The organism is bacterium, from assembly GCA_030690305.1.
GTDB lineage: Bacteria > Patescibacteriota > Minisyncoccia > Phycocordibacterales > JAGLPS01 > JBBUCK01.
Window position 1 is genome coordinate 72,232 of the sequence record JAUYHB010000027.1, and the last position, 19,243, is coordinate 91,474.

Below are 19,243 nucleotides of genomic sequence, written 5' to 3' on the forward strand. Positions count from 1 at the left end.
TAAAGCTACGTAATCTTTTTCTATTTGCATAAAGTTTTCAAATAAGGCGGGTAATAGCACATTAACCCTCGGTGAGTGAACATCAGGTACTGCTTTTAGGCACCCTTAATTAAGGTTGACTGTGCTCCCACTGCTAATTAAAGCAGCGGGAATTATTACCACCTTAGAACTTCGGTTTACCGGCCTCTTGATCTTAGGTAGGCAAAACAAAACCATCCACCTCTACGTTCAATTTACCGGCCTTGGCGAAAGGTGGCTAGTATACTTGAATTTGTGCCACTCTTCCTGCCCGTTTCCTCATTGGCAGTTGCCCTGTTATCCACAGGTAAGTTAGGGGTCACAACGTAAAGGCGGCGATCTTGCCAAACGCCATACTACTGTCTTCTCGAATCTTGTCAAAGAACTCAGCATGCCTTACCAATCATATACAAATACCTCTACATACATGGTATGTAGGACTAACTTGTGGCCTCAATCGGCCAACTATCTCTTAACTGAGGACTGGTTCACTAGTTCCCCGCGTGTCGTGCTCGCGCCCGACTTGCTCTTCTTCCTGACGGCTATCGGGTTTGTCTCCGCACTATCGTTTGAGTCTGCACCAAGAAGCGCAAGTCGGCCGCTCGATTGAGCGTCGACACGCGGGGAAAAGCTCAAACGATTAACCACTACGTGCTCACTACTCATTGCCTGCTGGCAATCAATTTTCCATAAGTTATAATTACCCCGGACTCATTGCACATTCCAGTAAGCCGCTCAGGCTTCAAAATCAGCTCCCACTACCCTTTCGGCTCGTTTCTCATACCGTATGTCGGCAAGGGACTGGAAGCTGGCTTTGCAACCATGAGTAACGAAATCCTTGCAGGCAAAAGACTTTCTTGGGGAGGGACGGAAACGCTCTTTGGAATCAAGACGGAAGACAGCCGGAGACATGTGTATATCGTCGGAAAGACGGGTTCGGGTAAGAGTACGCTCTTACATAATTTTCTCGTTCAACACATCGAAGCCGGCCACGGCATAGGCCTCATCGATCCTCACGGAGACCTCGCGCATGATCTTCTCGATTACATCCCCTCGTGGAGAACGCGTGATGTCGTCTATCTCAATCCAGCCGACCTCAAATATCCCGTAGGAATTAATCTCTTTGCCGATATTCCTTTCGACAGACGCCATCAGGCCGCTTCGGGGATTGTCAGTTCGTTTAAAAGTATCTGGCGGGACTCATGGGGGCCCCGTCTTGAATATATCCTCTATAACGCAGTCGCCGCTCTGCTTGACTGCGAGAATACGACCATCTTGGGAATTCCAAGACTTCTCACGGATTCTTCATACCGGAAATGGGTAGTAAAACAGGTGCGTGATCCATTTGTGAAGGCTTTCTGGGTCAATGAGTATGAAAACTACGATAACCGCTTTATGCGGGAGGCTATCGCTCCAATTCAAAATAAAATCGGCCAGTTTCTTACGACTCCCGCGATTCGCAACATCTTGGGCCAAGTAAAAAGCACCGTTGATTTCCGGTTTATGATCGACAATGAACGGATTTTCATAGCCAATCTCGCCAAAGGATCTCTTGGCGAAGATAAAGCAAACCTCTTGGGCTCGCTTTTAGTCACTCAATTACAGCTTGCGGTCATGTCCCGCACGGATATCCCCGAGGAAGAACGAAAAGACTATTTTCTGGTGATTGACGAATTCCAGTCGCTGACGACGGACAGTTTCGCTTCCATTCTCTCCGAAGCCCGCAAGTACCGCCTCTCCCTCATCCTCAGTCATCAGTACCTTGACCAAATCACACCTGAAGTAAGGCAGGCGATTCTCGGCAACGTCGGCACCATCATTTCTTTCTGCGTAGGCAATACCGACGCCGAAATATTGGAAAAGGAATTAGGTAATTCTCATTCAGCCGAGCAGTTCACCGATCTAAAAAGATATGAGATAATTGTTAAGCTGCTTGCAGATGGCGAGTACCTTGAGCCGTTCCGGGCAAGAACGCTTTCGAAGATGGGAATTTCGAAATACCATCGAGAAAGGATAGTGGAACAATCAAGACAACGATATTCCTTAAAAAGAGAAATCGTTGAAAATAAAATCGCCAGATGGCTGCATAGCGCATCAGCATAATTTTGTCACAACAAACCTGCCGAAAACGGGGCGGCGGGTTATGAAATATATGGTATTTATAAGAACCCCGAGGTTCAATCGTTCCGCTAAAACTCAACATATCCGCGTCACTCCACGCGATCTCCACATCATCCACCACGTCTTCAGATATCGCCTTCTAAGCTCTAAGCAAATTGCGACTCTTACAGAAGGCAGTCATCAAAACTTATTAAGACGACTCAAGCTGTTGTACAACAACCGCTATCTCGACCGGCCCATAAGCCAGCTCGACTACTACCGCGCCGGCGGTTCTCATCCGATGATTTACGCTCTCGGCAATCGCGGCGCGGATTTGATCCAAGCTAAATTCGGCATTCCAAGGACGGAGATCGATTGGACGGCAAAAAACCGATCCGTCAAACGGCTTTTTATTCAACACACCTTATCGGTCTCTGAAATTCTCGTCCGGTTGAAATCCAGATGCCGGGATAGTGATGTGGAATTTCTGGAAAAAGAAAAGGCCCTGCGGAATCTTGCCGGTACTTCACCAGCACACAAAAAACTTGGCTGGAATGTATCCGTCCCTTTTAATAAGGACGTATTTTCAATTGGAGTGATCCCCGACTACCTATTCGGCCTGCGCCCCCAAAACGGCACCGATACGGTTTACTTCTTCCTCGAAGTCGATAGAGGCACCATGCCTGTCATGCGGAAGAATTTGAATCAGACTTCATTTTATCGAAAACTCCTTGCTTACCATGAGACATGGAGACAAGAGCTTCACACTTCCCTCTTCGGATTGAAAAGATTTCGCGTGCTCGTTGTCGTAAACAGCAAAGAGCGACTGAGTCATCTCATTGCGGCGAACAAACTGCTTAATGACGGCAAGGGATCAGGTATCTTTCTCTTTGCGAGCATGTCCGATGTTGATTCCTGCGAAAATATTTTAAATTTGCCCTTTATTGATGGACACGGTGATTCGACTTCCTCTTTACTAACGGACATAGGAAGCTGATATTCTCGCATCTTCAGAAAGTTACAAAAGCCCTGCCATACAGCAGGGCTTTTCTTTCTTCTTGTTATCCACACCCCCTCCCTTCTGAACTTCAGTCCCCGGCGTATACTTACGATTGGAACTGTTCATTTTGAGAAACTCAAATCCAAAGGAGGCGATCTATGTCTGAATCGAATAACGGTTTTGTCGATTTCAAAGCCATTAAACAGTCAGTCTCAATGCTTCAGGTTCTTGAGTATTACGGGCTCATGCAGAGTCTCAAAAGAAATGTAGATTCTCTGAGCGGTCCCTGCCCTCTTCACAGCGGGCACACAGAGGGACAGTTTAAAGTCAGCGTTTCCAAAAACTGCTGGAATTGCTTCGGTAAATGCAAATCCGGCGGGAATATTTTGGACTTCGTGAGCCGTAAGGAAAACGTCGGAATCCGCGAGGCAGCGATTCTCATTGTGAAATGGTTTGATCTATCGGCAGACACCGCACCGGATAAACAAACAGAAAAAACAAAAGATAAAAACCCGCAAAGCCAGAAAGACGCCGAAGAATCGGCCGCACCAGAAAGCCAGTCTAAGGAAAATAAACCTCTTGGATTCTCCCTTAAACATCTCGATCCCAATCATACATATCTTACTGAAAGAGGATTGTCCCCAGAGACAATCATTGCGTTCGGCTTAGGCCACTGCAAAAAAGGCATCTTGACCGGAAGAATAGCCATCCCAGTCCACAACTTGGATGGAGGGCTTGTGGCGTATATCGGTCGCTGGCCCGGACAACCGCCGGAAGGAAAAGAAAAATATAAATTTCCCGAAGGTTTTAAAAAATCGCTGGAAATATTCAATGTTCACCGTGCGATAAACGAATCTTCAACGGAACCCCTCATCGTGGTACAAGGCGTATTTGACTGCATGAAAATTTGGCAGGAGGGCTTCCATCGAGTAGTTGCCATTATGGGAAACGCGGTCTCGGAAGAACAGTCAACACTGCTTCTTCAAGCCGTTTCTCCTCAAGGCCGCATCGTCCTTATGTTCAATGAGGATGAAGCCGCGCAACAGGGCTGTCAAAACGCTCTCATGCGCCTGTCGTCTGCCTGCTATGTCAGAACGATCAAACTCCCTCAAGAAGGACTGCAATCAGAACATCCGTCTCAAAAAAGATTCATTGAGCTGCTTAAATAACTGTCGGGTCGGGAAGTTCGGGGGCATTCCGAACGGACGTGAAGGGATAACCCTTTCATTCTGCCCGTTCCTGCTTGACGAAGCAGACTCGGGCTTTGTTCGTCGGCATGCGGGGGACCCCAAAACTTCCCGGCCCTAATAATTCTTCCGTCTTACAAAAAACGAAAGGAACGATCATGGCCTACACGCCGGAACTGACTTATAAAGCGAGTTCTACGTTACGCAGGATCGCTTGGTCGCTGAACAAACCGATGACCAAAACCATGGAATGGATCCTTACCGACTTAATCAAATTCATTCCTGCTCCCGCCATCTGCGAGGCGTGCAAAGACCAAACGAAATGCGAAACATGTCCCTTTAACACGAACGGAAAACCGACAGGAGGCAACATGCCGCCGGATCTTCTAAAACAATCGGAGGAAATCTTATGCGAACGATAAAATGTTTTGAGAGAGATTTGGAGGCGGCTAATACAGCCATTGTCCGGGACACTTTTGGGAACCAAGCATTAATAAGTGCAATCTTCAATATATGGGAATCTCGGACAATGGGCAAAACAGATCGCGAGTTCGACAAACTCATGCGTAGAACAATGGGCAAGAAGATCTGGAGCCATATGACTCAGGAAGAAAAATTCACAGAGTTTAGAACCAGTATTTTAAACGATCTGTGGATTAGTCTGAATGAAATCAGGGAAGGAAACAGAGTCGTGGTTGAATACTTTCTGGATCGCGCCCTTGACCCACTGGATCCATTTGCTGGGGTCTATCAGGCGTTCTTGAGAGGACTCGGTGCTGAGATTCTTTATGAAGAAAAAGTTTTTAAAGGTATTCGTTTCCCAAAAGGGGCCGAAAAACAGACGATTGTTCTCGAATAAACCTTCAAAGGAGAAAAACCATGAATATTACCGTCGAAAGAATTTATCGCCAGCCGGAAAGCAAATCACTTAAAGCCTTTGTTGATCTGTCGATTGACAATGTTTTGCTGATTAAAGGAATCCGTATCGTTCAAGGCCCGAAAGGACTCTTTGTATCCATGCCGCAAGGGCAAGGAAAAGACAAGCGCTGGTATGATTCCATCCGTTGTCTGGATCAAGAATTCAAGAAACGATTGGATGACGAAGTCATGTCCGCTTATACCAAAGAGATCGATAACGAATAAGAATTTTCTGAAACCGTTGGCAAATACATTGTCCAAACCAGTAAAGGAGGTGATCGTATGTACCCGGAAGTCAATGCGTTATCTAATACAAAACTGGCAAAGTTTCCCGTGGGACAAATAGTCTCCACTACAAACGCTTTGTCAAAGCTGACGCATCACGACATACTGATAGCATTAAGTCGTCATGTTAAAGGAGATTGGGGCGAAGTTTGCGAGGAAGACCGTCGAGAGAACGAACTGTCGCTGAAGGAAGGATACAGATTGCTTTCTGTTTATCAGGGAGCCGCCGGAACAAAATTCTGGATTATCACTGAATCCGACCGATCTGTCACAACAGTTTTACTTCCCGAGGATTATTGAGTTAAAACAAAACACCTCTTCTTAAATTTGAAGAGGTGTTTTCTATTATGTGTAAAAATCATTTGCTCTAAATAATCGTTTAATATGCCAAAAAGAACTTGGGCCCATTGAAATGAATCATATGATTGGGATCGGCAATCCAAACTTCTGTTTCCCATATAACACTTGCCCCAACCTTCCCGTGCGCGTGTTAAAAACTTTTGCCGTCTTGAAAGATCGGCAAACTCCCTTTTTCTATTCTGCTGTCCGTCCGTATTTTTCGCGGCGTTTTCTAAAAGCTGTTTTCCCACCTTCTAATATATCCAATCCGTGTTCTCTTATACCTCGTTTTTCTAATGGTATTTTTGCTTTTTCGCTCACAAATGAGTTTTCAATAGCTCCACTTACATATGAAATACGGGATGGTTGTAAACTTGGGACAGCATCAAAATTTGCGACAATGATCTGTTCCGCGTCAGTGTTCAATACCAAGTTAGGATTGTGAGTGATAACAATGACTTGGCGTCGGCGTTTAATTTCTCTAAAGTAATCAACCAGCGAAGGGAATACTGATTTATTATCAAGATTTTCTTCGGGTTGGTCTATAACGAGCGGGACACTACCTTCTGTATCTAGCACCAAATACATGAGCAACAATACTACTCCCTTTTTGCCCGGTGAAAGCAACTCCAAACTCGTTCCTTGATATTTAATATTATAGGCAACTTTAAAATCGCTAGTGTCAAAAAACCAATTAGAAAAATCTAATTTTTGTTTTCCTTTGAGTAATTGCGAGCGTATATCCAACTCTTTCCCATCCACATCCTTTTCAAAGCTATTGTAAAAAGTTTTTATTTCGCCAGATATATTTTCAACCTCACCAAGCTCAATAGATTCGGCAATACCTTTGATCTTCTTAAACAAGTTGTCATTGCCTCTATAATACTTACCCTTCCTCCCAAAATCTAAAACAGACTGCGCTTTGCGGAAGTATCCTTCCACATCTAATTCAATTCTCGCAAAAAATTCCATCTGATTTTCTTTTTCCTTTTTCTCTCTATCTTTTAGAGGGGCGTAAAGTTCTTCTAAAGACTTCTTTTCTTCTTTTAATAATTCAAAGTATTGTTTATAGGTTTCATCTCTTAATACTTCTTTTTTGGGCAGTTCCAATATTTTTACTGTTTCTATATCGGTTATATTTTTTTCAAGTTCCGTTGTCCTTGTTTTAATTTTCGCTATTTTACCGTCGTATTCTTTTATAGCTTTGCGAGTAGATTCAACAATGCTTGAAATTGATTCAAGCTTTTTTATCCACTCCTCGGTATCACTCAAAGGCAAGTCTTTGACCAATTCTTCTTTTAACTCGTCCAATTTTACTTCTTTATTTTCCGCCGTATCATTTTCCTCCTTGGTTTTGATAGCTCCTTTCAACTTGTTGATTTGCTCATTGAACTTCGTTTTTTGCTCATCAAGAGCCGTGAGAAAATCCGGTGTTATAGAAAATTCTATCTTTTCGTAGATTAAACCGATATTTTTAAGATCGTCCTTAATTTGCGACAATTGCTTGTCCGCGTATGTTTTAAGCGTTGAGGTTTTTGTCTTGATATTCTCAACGGTTAATAAGTGAGATTTAAGAATAGCAATTTTATTATCAACACTATTCTTGTGCTCGTTCAAGAGAGATAGCTTTGTTTCTATTTCTTTTTCCTTGTCGGTAGTGGGTTTGGGTTTTTGTGTGTCTAATTCCCCCTGCTCCTTTTCTAAATCAGCCTTCTCTTTCTTTTTGGTTTCTAAACTAAAAATATCTTCTTCCAAAGAGAAAATATCCTTATTAAGTTCTAAAATATTTCGGCGGCACTCTGCTTTCCGCACCTCTATCCCTTCGGTCTTACGCCTTCTTAATTCTTCAAAAGTGGTTTCACCCAACCTATCAGAAGCAGGTATATGTTGAAAAATTATATCTTCAATTTCATGTTGTAGCTCCTCAAAGTTTTCCGGACGACACCTTTTTTCAATAAAGCTCTGGGAAAGATACTTAATCTTTCTCTTGGGCTGGTAGTTACTAAAATCCTTGCTAATAATAGCGATATCTTGTTCGCCGTTCTTCCAGTAAAGCGTGATTTCACAACCCTCTATCGTTTCAGCAATTTGTTTTGTCGGTATAAGTGCTTTGTATATGAAAGATGCTTGATCTTCCTCATCTTGTATAAAGTCGCCTCCCGCGAAAGCGATAAAATCAGCCAAGGCCGTTTTACCAGAACCCTTTTCTCCTATAACAGAAGAAAGGTTTTCATTCAATAAAATCGCTTCTATTCCAAACCAACTTTTTGAGTTCTTAATCTCAACCTTATCAATAACTTTTGAAGTATTTTTGTAGGTCGGCGGTAGTTCGCCCATAAAAACTCTTTCACCTGGGTATGGCTCGTAAAGAATTTGTTTTAAGCCGTCATATATAGGATCGGCTTTAAGCCAAGTAATTTCCTTCAGATTATCTTTGCTATTAACTCGTTTTCCTACCCATTCGTCAAATTGAGAAAACGAATGTGCGTCTGAACCAGAAATTACGGGTTTGGATTTAATTTCTTCCTTGCTATCTTCCAAGCGGTCATTTTTTAAGAAATGTTCGGTATTGCTGGGGTTACCAAAAAACCCATCGCTAAACTTATCTAACTCATCAGTAATCGTGGCCTTTCTCTTTATCCCTCTTACTTTTCCGTCAATTTGTTCTGTTTCGGCTCTAATTCCGTCATTGTTTGCGGCTGTAAATATCAATACATAATTTGATATATCTGCCTTACCCCCAAATGTTTTTTCCAATGCTTCGTCTATAAACTCTCGTGTTGTTGTCGCTTTCTCGTAATCTGATTGATTTGATAATTCTGATGCTGTGATATAGCGACCCTCTCCGACAGTTTTATTTGTATTTAATTTTTGTAAAAAAGTTTTGATTTTCTGTTCAAGGTTTTCAATCTTCGTATTAAACAATAAATGGATGTTGACTTCCTCCTGTGCTTTGTTAACAACATAGCTGGTGGCTAACTCAACATTCGGAAAAAATTGTTTTTTTGATTTCGGATATTTGGTCTTAAACTTACTAATAAAAATAAAATAGTTATCGGCTGAAAAATAATCCGTAATGCCAAAAACCGCCGTATCGGATTCTTCTACCTTTTTACAAAATTCATCCCAAACATCACCATCTTTTTCTTCAAGACGGTATTGGTCATTCTTTTTGGTCTTGGGAGTGTGAACATGTAAGTCCCATTTTCTCCAAATTGATCCTCGCGGTGAGTTCATAATTTTATTTAACTACCTCAAAAATATCCCCCGGCTTTTCTAGCGTCTTAAATTCCCAATTGCCGAAGTTGCCATTGAGATTTACCGCTCTTACCCACTCTTGAGCCGCCGCCCACTTGGCGTCGTCCTGATCGGTTTTCTGACCCTTTACCTCCAAGATTAGATAGTGGTTATCCGTAAACTTAATTATGAAATCGGGGAAGTAGGTATGGAGCGAACCTTTCCAAAGATAGTAAATTTCAAAACCGAGATGGTCGTTTTTAGCCCACGACACCAGCCCCGGAATCCTGTCGCGTTCAAACTCAAACGCCATACTACCTTCCCACTTGCTATCGGCAACGACATGGCTTATCTGACTTTTTTTGACCGGCTGGGTTGGCTTGCTTGTATACCACACAAACGCACTTGCGGTGCTTCTTACCGGCCGCACAGTGTCAAAGATAGCGACAGGGTCTTCGGAGCTTGAACTTTTTATAAACTGTCCGAGGTGATCTACAATCTTTTGTAGATTAAGGGAGATAACTATCCGCTTGAGTAATTCTGCGTGCTCAAACTGCGGCACTTTAGCGACAAGTTTCTCGGACGCTATGAACTCATCAATTATTTTTAGAAGTTGGCTAACATGACTTGCCGGATTGCCTTCCCAATTTTCCTTGAACCGCTCCCGAAGCCGGACGGCGGCTTGGAGCTTGAGAGTTTGGAAACGCTTTTCTTCTCCGAACTTCATCAAGTCAAGCTCGGTCAGGCGGGTCAGGTCCGGCTTTCCGTCAATGACAGGCGCAACTTCTACCACAGTTCGCGCATCCTCGGTTGAAAGCTCAAGCGGCTTTAACTTATTCCAGTCAAGCTCCAAGAAGTAGTTGAGCTTATAATCAACGCGGAGCACATGAGGCCAGCGAATCTCTAATGTCGCGCGCTCCGCTATCGGCTCAATCTTAGTTTTTGGCACTGGCGGCTTCGGTGGCTTTCCGGTGTCCTCAACGGGCAGATAAGTAAACGGCACGCCGAAGACAGTTACATACTCCGGTTCGGAAAGATTGCCATAATCAATACGGCGTAACCCGCGACCGATAACTTGCTCGCATAAAAGTTGGCTCGTGAAAGCACGGACGCCCAAGATGTGCGTTACTGTTTGCGCGTCCCAACCTTCCGATAACATATTTACTCCTATGACGCATTGGACTTGTGCGCCGGGCTTTCCCTCTTTGCCGACTGTATTCACTTGCTCCCGAAGTTCCTCGGCAAGCTCGCGTTTGTTTTTTACAAGCTCCTCGCCCTCCTCGGCCTCAATCTTATCAAGCGCGTCCTGATCAATACGAATTAAACCATCGCCTAACTCTCGCGTTACAATGTGGCCATTTTTGATGGCGTATTCAATGCGCGCCGCCGTTTCCGTGCGGTTACAAATCATAATCATCACCGGCGGCGTTTTAATAGTAGGACGCAGTTTTTTCCAGTCGTCTTTTTCTCGCAACCAATCACCGCCCAAAATATCAATCGCGTTTGATAAAAGATCGGGCAACCCCTCGTGTGGCTCGGCGCGGCGGTTCAAATCGTCTTTGACTTCGGGGTAAATGTGAAAAAGTTTAGAGCGCAAATCTTTGTTCATATTTACTGAATCATCACGAACCGCAATACGCGGAGTTTTTACCAATCCGCTTTCAATTGCGTCGTTTAACCCGAAGTCGCTGACAATCCAAGTGAAAAGCTCCTCGCCACGATTATTGCTTCCGGTTGGACGAAATGGTGTTGCGGTCAAATCAAACGCTTTTAATACTCCTCGCGCGCGATGGATGCGGTCAATACCGCTAATCCAAATCGTCGCCTTCTCTTGCTCCTCTTTGTCTTCCTCTTGAGATGGCCGGTGGCAATGGTGGGCTTCGTCGTTGATAATCAAAATATTTTGAGCGTTGCCAATGTCGGGCACAACTCGGCGTGTAAACGCCTCATCGCTTTCCGGACCTTTCTTTACCACCTTCGGGCCATAGTTCTCATTGACCGGCGCAAGCGTATGCCAGTTCTCAACGACAATTTTTGCTTGTAATAATTCTTGCCACATTGAGGACGGCACGATGTTGAATTTTTGATAAAAATTGTCTTCTCGCTCCGGTTTCAAAACGCGGAGGCGATCCTTCACAGTTAATCCGGGTGCGACAACGAAAATGTTTTTTGTAAAACGGGTATCTGTTGGACTTGCGATCTTATTTAACGCTTGCCACGCAATCAGCATTGACATCACAACTGTTTTACCCGAGCCAGTAGCCATTTTGAAGGATTGTCTTTGCCAACCTTCCGGCTCGGATGGTAAATCAATGCCTTGCTTTTCGCTTGGGCTTGCCTCGGTAAGCCAAATAGCAGTTTCAGCCGCCTCAAGCTGGCAGAAGAAAAGCGAATACTCACGCTGTTCTCTATCGCGCCAGTATTCAAGAAGTTTACGGGTCGTGCCGGTAACATTGGGATAATTTTCGGCACGCCATTTCTGAACTCGTGAACGAATTTTATTAACCAACTCCAGCTCAACGAACTCACCAAGATCGTCGTTACCATTACGGCCTACGCCGGATAATTTCCAATATCCTGCTTTCCGTCGCCCATCACGCAATTCAAATTCCTGACTTTCTCGGATATACGCCCAATACCGAGTTGGCTCGGTGTAGGCATCGTTGATAATCAGTTTGTCTATGCTTTTTTGGCTCATAATTTTTTGATGACAAACGATTCAATACCTCGGTCGTCAATAATTTTGATGGCAACTTTTTTATGTTCGCCCACCTTAAACGGCAGTGATTCAACACCAATAAACGAATCCATTACTTCTTCGTTCACCGCGCCGTTCAAAGTTTTCGCAAGACCAGTCCAATCCCGCTTTTCATCTTTCATTGGGAAGAAAACTTGAACGGGTAAAATACTTTGCTCGTCGTAATCAGTATCCAACATCCACATCGCAATCCGAGTGGTATCGCCGGAATCAATCTCGCCCGTAACGGGATTATAGTAATCAAATCCATTAACGCGCACCTTGTATGTGCCGCCTTTGCTTTTAACAACCTCAATGTCCGGCTGGCCAATAAGCCAGTAGCTTTGGCTGGACGAACGCTTCTTGCGTAAATCCGAAGTTAGAAGATCAACGCTCATCTGCGCTTTGAGTATGGAAACACCCGGCCATTTCATCTCATCAATATCCTTTGACGCTTCGGGGTCAAAATGAAATGCCGCAAAGATGACGAGTTCCGGTTTATCGGCTAAAATGCGCGCCTCGTTGATAGCTTCCTCTACTTGGCGTTGCTCAAGCGGGCCGTAATCCGGGCCGAAACTGATAACCGCTTTTTTCTGTTTTCCTTTCTCGTCTAAAATTTCACCTTCGGCGTGTAAATACTTTGTCCCCGCCATCGGTTCAATACGAGAAAAATTGATGATACTCCCGCCCACGGCTCGGATACCGGACGACTTCAACTCGTCGCGCCATACTGCCTGATTCGCTGTTTCTCCGGTGCGCGCAATGTCTTCGCCGGTTGTAGTAACTTTCTGCTGACTTCCGTCAAATGGTTTAACACGAAGTCCGGGAACAGCTTCAACTGTAAATGGACTGGCTACACGGACTTTACTTGTGTCAATTACTGGCTGGTCATAAAGAATTTCCTGTTTGTCTAATTCATTGTTTGCGATTGATTTAATTGTGATATGAGGAACTTTCCTATATACAAAACCGCTTCCTACTCCTTCGGTTGGATGAGCAAGTTGATAGTGGTCAAAATAAGAAGTCATAAGTCGTTGTTTCGCAAGCGTAATAGCAACGCGCGAGGTGTCGCAAGTTATCCAGCGACGACCCCACTGTTCGGCTACATGAGCAGTAGTGCCGCTTCCGCATGTTGGGTCAAACACTATATCGCTTGGATCAGTAGTCATCAAAATACATCTTTTCAAAATCTCTTTTGATGTTTGAACGGCATAAATCTTTTTTAGTTCGCCAACTGTATCAGTCCAAACATTAGTATATTTACTAACTGGAAAATCATCAAAATAATTTACAAATCTTAATGTGTTGCCGAACGCTACCAACCGCTTTGCGGCCTCCAATTTTTTCATACCTTCAAGATTGGTCTTCCAACTCCGATTTCTTCCGGGCTTAAAGGTTCTTCCTTCAAATTCATAATCAAAAACACAACTTGCTGTTAAACCTGAAGAAACAAGGTCTGCCGAGCTAAATATTTTACTGCCTTTAGGGAGAAGTGAAGGGTTATGTATTTCCTCGGCCGATAAACTGCGTCGTTCTCCACTTGGAAGGTGAGCATAACCAAACGCTCCTTCGGTTGAATCTTTCTCTTTAAACAGTTGGCGATATTTAATTTTATTTCTATCCTTCGCATACCAAAGCAGATAGTTAGCAATACCAGTTAGTCCTTTACTTCCAAGTCCACTTGTTGTTCTAAAAGTAATAAGAGAAAAAAAGTTTTGACTACCGAATACTTCATCAAGTAATTCTCTGACATGGTGGATGTTTTCGTCTCCAATTTGGACAAAAATTGAACCGGAATCGCTTAACAACTCACGAGCGAGAAGGAAACGATCTTTCAAATAAGAAAGATAAGAGTGTATACCCAACTCCCATGTATCACGAAACGCTTTAATGGTTTCCGGCTCGGATGGTAAATCCTCATCTCTGTCCTTAACATCTTTACGATTAACGAACGGCTGAAAATTTGAGTTGTATGTTATACCGAAGGGAGGGTCTACATAAATCATCTGAACTTCGCCAGCCATACCCTCTTTTTGTAGCAAGCTATTCATCACAAGGAGCGAATCACCAGCGATAAGACGGTTCGTCCAATCTTGCGCGTGATGATAAAACTCAAACGCCTTACCAATCGTGAGTTTTTTCTCAAAAGCGTCAAAGAGTGTCGCCTGTTGATTGAGTTCTTCTTCTTTCAAAAATGATTTTACAATACGCATAGGATCAATGCGCTCGTGAATATGTAAACTCAAATTGCGGACATTGACTTCGTTGCCTTCTTGTTTACCAGCCCAAGAGAGATACGGATCAATATGCGGATCGTGCGCGTATTTTGTAATGCCATTCAACTTGTCGGTTTGTGATGACACAAGACCGACCGGCGGATTATTCTTTCGCTTTTTATCCGCGTGTGAATATGCCTCAACTGATATTCTTTTCTTTTTTGATGCTTTGCGTGGCATAAGATTATTTAATTAAATCCTCAATAGGCACGCCTAATGCTTTTGCTACTCGTTCGATATTTCTAAGGGCCATATTTCTTACACCTCTCTCAATGCCGCTAATGTAGGTTGGGTGTACACCTAAAACCTTGGCGAGGCTGCCTTGAGACATTTCTTTCTTCAGGCGGATCTCACGAACGCGCTTTCCAAATTTGATTGAGATATCAGGCATGGTCAAAATGTGTTTATTTTCGTTATTATAGCAACCCTTGTAACATTATTCTATATAGGATTATTATTCTACAAGATGACATTTCCTTGTTTTTTATCAGATTCAAGATTGAGTAGGGGGCGAAGTCGCCTTCGCCGCCCTCTCACACCACCGTACGGACCGTTCGGTATAGGGCGGTTTCTATCATCTCCTGCCTTTTAGTCTCAATGCCTGTATCATTTAACCGCCCATTCTTAACTCAGGGATTCCGTCCCTTGCTTCCGATTGTGGCTTCCTTGCGGAACTTCTGGTCATGACTTCAGAATTTCAACTTGGCTTCTTATGACAGATTCAGCCCTTCTTCGTCTTTCGACGATTACTATGGCCTCTGCTGACTTCTGCATGTTCTTCCCATCGCCTCACGACGACGATAGCCTTGCGCCTGCCTGTCGGCAGACAGGGCAAACATGCAGACATCCCCGGGTAATGCGCACTTACCTTCCCGCTTATACCCGCCACATATACGCCCATGCTTTCCGGATAGGTTTTGGGCTTTAGAGATAATTGACTCCTCACCCAGCATGTCCGCCTCTATGTGATTCCTGTTCGTCGGGCCAGCGTTTTGCCTGCGGCTTCCTTCAGATTCTACCTCACGATAGACACCCTTGCCGTCCGGCTAACAGTTCCTCCTACCAAGCCTGTAAAGGACTTACACCTTCGAGTAAGTGCGCCCTGCCGGGCGCACAATAAAAAGAACTAAATTATTAAACTTAATAATTTAGTTCTTTTAAATTCAACCAATTCCCAATTCTAAAAGGACTATCTCACAAAAGTAGTAAAGGTGAGTTTAAAGCTTTCAAACCTTTTTTTCTTAATCTTTTCTGCATCACGAAGATACTTTTCCCCTTGCTTTATGACCCATTTCTCATCAGCATAAGCATCGTGAAAAGATTGGCTTAGAGAATCCAAAAACTCCATTTCTTCTTTCTCATCTTTGCTGGTTTTCTCTCGCTTGACTCTAGTCATTGATATCACCTCCTGAGTAATTTTTTAGAATTAAATTGTCAACAAACTTATACTTCTATCTAATCGTATTCTGAAATTATAAAACATACTTGATGAAGATTGCAAATGCCTCGTTGGGTCAGCAATTATACCCACCATCATTTCCCTGCCGTTTTTCGATAATACAACCTCACAAAACCATAAATAATGCGGCAAATTTGACTTTACCATTTCCTCAAACCTACTTTTGTCCTTGTCAGATAGAGTCTTTTTCTTGGGGTTCATTAGAAAATTCTTTAATATACTATTATCCACAATTAAGAATCTTTCTGATTTTACCTCATAACCCTCTTTAAGAAATACACTTTTTACAAAACGTACATAATTTTTCTTCATATTTGGAAAAGGGATAAAAACTTTTTCCATTTCTGGGACTATCATATACCCATTTGGTTTTATATAATCTTCGATAGCTTCCCAATTTACTAAATCTACAAAAGATTTGCCTTTCCTAGTATCACCATCCAAATCTTTTTGTTGGAAAAAAGCACCAGAATCATCGTATACTAAATATTTTCTTCGGTTGTCTATTCCAAGCGTATGCCCAATTACAGTAATAACATGATCGTTTGACGTTAAAATTATGGGCAATTTACTTTCTATATAACTATCCGCCCATTCTCTAAAATATTCTTTATACTTGTTAAAATGTATACTTGAAATTGGAATTTTGGCATTATTAAAAATTTCTATCATGTGATAAATAGTAATACCCTCGCTGGAGATCATTTTAGTCTTAAACGAGTATCCGCCAACAATGTCAGAAAGTTTTATCAAATTATATTCCAATGTTCTTCTCACAAATTTTGTAACCATAGCTATAGCAGCATGGGCGCATATTGTGACAACACCATCTTGAGAAAAAAATGGAAAAGTATGAATAATTAATTCTTTTCCACAAATATGAACAGTTTTTTTATAAGTCATTACATATACATCTTCTCCATACGTCCTCCTAAATTCATGAGCTAACATCTTCCAATTCGGATATATAAATGACAAACTGGCAGACACCTCACCGATGGGCCGTATATTCGCAAATCCAAGATAGAAATCCGATTCAATAACCTTATCTTTGAAGAAGTGAATTCTTGCTACAAAAGGCTTGAATTGATATGTTGTGTTTATATAATGCAAAGAAACCATTTCCTTCCATTCTCTCTCGATATACTCATCTTCTAATATAAAAAACTTGGCGTATTTGATAATCCTATCTAACCTCGATATAAGATATCTTTTAATTAGTTCTTCAGGGATATTTAGTTTCTTAGCAAGTTCTTGGGATAGTAAGGCTATATGTTGCATTGGTAAACCTACTTACATTTTATAGTTAGTGACTATAATTTACACAACGGATTACCCGCGCTCTTGGCACAAAGTAATCACATTTAATGAATTTTGGGCAAGCTATATTATATTAAAAATAAAAAATCTTCACTTTTGCGAGTGAAGATTCAGGATTATTGCACAGTAATAATTTTCTTCCTCAAATTTAGCCCTTAGAGTATGCATTCTTATATACTAAAATCTATAATAACTCAACTAATTTTTATTAGGGCAATGTGCACATAAAAAGACAACCCCGACTGAATCTTTAGAAAAGATTAGCCGGGGGAAATATAATTTAATTTTAATACCAGCATTCAATCCTGCCAGTTAAATTTTTGTATTAGTTTAACTATAGCACGTATTTCATATTTCCATATCTCTTTCTTGCTTATTTTTAGAGGATATTCTATCTATGCTCAAAATTATCGGCATCTCTGTTATTCCACAGCAACACAGTTAACGGCAAGTGATCAGAGGCATATGCGCCATATAACCAAATCCCTTTATTTTCCCTACCCTTAATCTTCTTAGGAATTTTAACTCCCTGTGGCGTTTGCAAATCCTCTTCCCACGCTCTATGCACATGCGCCGAGTCTGGAACGATATCCTCATCGCTATAAATGTCCTGATACCACATCGTGTCATATTGGCTCTTGGATAGCCTGCCCCTCGCCTTATCAAGTGTTGTCACGTCTTTCGATATTAAGACGTGCTTTATGTTGGGCAGACTTTTAAAAGAGTCCCACTCTTTCTTGTCTACGTTCGTATTGAAGTCGCCCATGAGGAAAACGTCATTTTGGCTCTCGTCTGAATCCTGTACCGTCTTGTATACGAAAACAAGTCTTCCTATTTCGTCTTTTCTCCATTGTGCGGCGGGCGAAGCGGCATGAATGGTAATAATGGTAAAGTCGAAATTGCCGTCTTTTGCTCTAAATGAGGCAATAAAAGGCTCTCTGTCAAACTGCCTTTCTTGATCGTTCAATCCGGACATTTTATTTTCAGATTCATTCCACACATGGGCCGAATCTTTAACAAGTTCAATTTTTGACTTTCTGTAAAGGAAAGCATAATACTCGAAGGTACTGAATGCCTTGCTTTTTTCAGCGTTTGCCGTTCCATTCGGCTCGGGACTGACAACATAGTCCCAATCTTCACCGAGATGAGCAACTATCTCCTGCAAGGCTTCTATACCCTTTCCGCCTAAAGGGTTATTTTTTGTGGCGCCGGTATTCATGACTTCTTGAATCGCAACGATGTCATAATTCTTGAGGATTATTGCTGCATTTTTCACTTGATACGGATTGTCTTTGCCGAGCTTCTCGATGTTAAAGGTGCCGATCCGGATTTGAGTAGTTGAGCTAAGGGAAACAGAAGGATCAGAGTAGCAAACAGTATTTGGAGAAACAAAAAGGAGGGCAAGGAAAATGATCGTGCATATAAATTTACGCATACGAACAAAATCTTTCAGACTCTATTATCCAGCCAGACATCATTAACCACATTGAACAGTTCCTGATTGTCGTAATCCGCAGGCAACACATTCTCCGCGAGTTTATTAAACAGGTTGTATCCCTCTTTATAAAATCCGTTGGCAATCAGTTCCGAACAAATCAATCTCTTTCGGCTATTAAAAATGTTCCTCATATAAAGCAAAATTTTCCCCAGCCATGCGGCAATGGGAAACCATAGGAGCTGGAGCTTGTCATAAGGGATATTATTCATGGTTGCCCACCACAACGTTACTTTAATCCTGTCATTGTCATCAATGTAGTTTTTTCTGACAACTCTTATTTCAATACCTTTATCCACGTAATCTTTCTGTAAATTGCAAACCCTTGACTGTGGGATTTGACCTTCAACCAAATCATACCCGCCCATGCTTCCCGCAACATGAGTCCATTTGCTGCTTTCGCCGTAACCAAGCTTATGTTGAACCACAATGGTTGCTTTCGTGCCGCTCGCCACCAATATCACGTCGCCTATTTTGATTTTGTTGGGATCAATCTGTTTCTTGGAGATATTATCTTGCGACATAAGCCCTCTTTCCCACCCACAAAACAAAAAACCCTCGCCTCTAAGGACGAAGGTTTGAGTTATTTTAACGTGGCAGTTCCCCCTTCAAACGTACCGCACCCGCTTTTCATTAAGCATTTTTATACACCTAAACACTCCTGAAATCAATGATTTTCAGAAAAGCATGTCTACTTCATCAGCTTAAGGATCGCTTCGATATCACGGATGGCGATTTCAACGCTTTTGTCCGAGACCTTTTTCCCTGCCATGAAGCTATTAAGGACAGTCAGAGGCATTGTAAGTTTATTTCTAATCTCTGCTTCCAGTTCCTGTTTTTTTGAAAATTTTGGTTTGGTCATATTTTTTCTA

17 protein-coding genes are annotated in these 19,243 nt (G+C 42.4%); 7 read left to right on the forward strand and 10 right to left on the reverse strand.

Annotation, left to right across the window (positions count from 1 at the left end; genetic code table 11):
• The first annotated feature begins 732 nt into the window (after positions 1-732).
• The 7 genes from Q8O71_03825 (at position 733) to Q8O71_03855 (ending at position 5,808) form a co-directional block, all read left to right on the forward strand.
• The gene (locus tag Q8O71_03825; protein ID MDP2705488.1) at positions 733-2,121 is read left to right on the forward strand and encodes a type IV secretion system DNA-binding domain-containing protein; all 1,389 of its coding nucleotides are present in this window, start codon (positions 733-735) and stop codon (positions 2,119-2,121) included.
• A 49-nt stretch (positions 2,122-2,170) separates the two neighbouring features.
• Positions 2,171-3,115: a replication-relaxation family protein gene (locus Q8O71_03830; protein ID MDP2705489.1), complete on the forward strand. Its 945-nt coding sequence runs from the start codon at positions 2,171-2,173 to the stop codon at positions 3,113-3,115.
• A gap of 161 nt (positions 3,116-3,276) precedes the next feature.
• A complete protein-coding gene (locus Q8O71_03835; protein ID MDP2705490.1) occupies positions 3,277-4,287 on the forward strand; it encodes a CHC2 zinc finger domain-containing protein in 1,011 nt (336 codons plus the stop codon).
• Positions 4,288-4,463: 176 nt separating this feature from the next.
• The gene (locus tag Q8O71_03840; GenBank protein MDP2705491.1) at positions 4,464-4,727 is read left to right on the forward strand and encodes a hypothetical protein; all 264 of its coding nucleotides are present in this window, start codon (positions 4,464-4,466) and stop codon (positions 4,725-4,727) included.
• 176 nt (positions 4,728-4,903) lie between these two features.
• Positions 4,904-5,164 (forward strand): hypothetical protein, encoded by a 261-nt coding sequence (locus Q8O71_03845; GenBank protein ID MDP2705492.1) that lies wholly within the window; start codon positions 4,904-4,906, stop codon positions 5,162-5,164.
• Between the two features lie 20 nt (positions 5,165-5,184).
• Positions 5,185-5,448, forward strand: coding sequence for a septation protein SpoVG family protein (locus tag Q8O71_03850; protein ID MDP2705493.1), 264 nt, complete (start codon positions 5,185-5,187; stop codon positions 5,446-5,448).
• Positions 5,449-5,505: 57 nt separating this feature from the next.
• A complete protein-coding gene (locus Q8O71_03855) occupies positions 5,506-5,808 on the forward strand; it encodes a hypothetical protein (GenBank protein ID MDP2705494.1) in 303 nt (100 codons plus the stop codon).
• Between the two features lie 79 nt (positions 5,809-5,887).
• Here Q8O71_03855 and Q8O71_03860 read toward each other — a convergent pair whose 3' ends face one another.
• The 10 genes from Q8O71_03860 to Q8O71_03905 form a co-directional block, all read right to left on the reverse strand.
• Positions 5,888-5,968: a BsuBI/PstI family type II restriction endonuclease gene (locus Q8O71_03860; protein ID MDP2705495.1), complete on the reverse strand. Its 81-nt coding sequence runs from the start codon at positions 5,966-5,968 to the stop codon at positions 5,888-5,890.
• Between the two features lie 74 nt (positions 5,969-6,042).
• Entirely contained in the window at positions 6,043-9,084 is a 3,042-nt protein-coding gene (locus tag Q8O71_03865; GenBank protein ID MDP2705496.1) for a hypothetical protein, read from the reverse strand.
• A gap of 4 nt (positions 9,085-9,088) precedes the next feature.
• A complete protein-coding gene (locus Q8O71_03870; GenBank protein ID MDP2705497.1) occupies positions 9,089-11,782 on the reverse strand; it encodes a DEAD/DEAH box helicase family protein in 2,694 nt (897 codons plus the stop codon).
• Complete coding sequence (locus tag Q8O71_03875; GenBank protein MDP2705498.1) at positions 11,779-14,277, reverse strand: site-specific DNA-methyltransferase; 2,499 nt, start codon at positions 14,275-14,277, stop codon at positions 11,779-11,781. Before Q8O71_03875 ends, Q8O71_03870 begins: the two co-directional genes overlap by 4 nt.
• Positions 14,278-14,281: 4 nt before the next feature.
• Positions 14,282-14,488, reverse strand: coding sequence for a helix-turn-helix transcriptional regulator (locus Q8O71_03880; protein ID MDP2705499.1), 207 nt, complete (start codon positions 14,486-14,488; stop codon positions 14,282-14,284).
• 798 nt (positions 14,489-15,286) lie between these two features.
• Positions 15,287-15,493, reverse strand: a complete 207-nt coding sequence (locus tag Q8O71_03885; protein ID MDP2705500.1) for a hypothetical protein — start codon at positions 15,491-15,493, stop codon at positions 15,287-15,289.
• Positions 15,494-15,523: 30 nt separating this feature from the next.
• Positions 15,524-16,837: a hypothetical protein gene (locus Q8O71_03890; GenBank protein MDP2705501.1), complete on the reverse strand. Its 1,314-nt coding sequence runs from the start codon at positions 16,835-16,837 to the stop codon at positions 15,524-15,526.
• A gap of 430 nt (positions 16,838-17,267) precedes the next feature.
• Positions 17,268-18,311 (reverse strand): endonuclease/exonuclease/phosphatase family protein, encoded by a 1,044-nt coding sequence (locus Q8O71_03895; protein ID MDP2705502.1) that lies wholly within the window; start codon positions 18,309-18,311, stop codon positions 17,268-17,270.
• Between the two features lie 14 nt (positions 18,312-18,325).
• A complete protein-coding gene (locus Q8O71_03900) occupies positions 18,326-18,895 on the reverse strand; it encodes a hypothetical protein (protein MDP2705503.1) in 570 nt (189 codons plus the stop codon).
• A 167-nt stretch (positions 18,896-19,062) separates the two neighbouring features.
• Positions 19,063-19,233 (reverse strand): hypothetical protein, encoded by a 171-nt coding sequence (locus Q8O71_03905; protein ID MDP2705504.1) that lies wholly within the window; start codon positions 19,231-19,233, stop codon positions 19,063-19,065.
• Between the last annotated feature and the right edge of the window lie 10 nt (positions 19,234-19,243).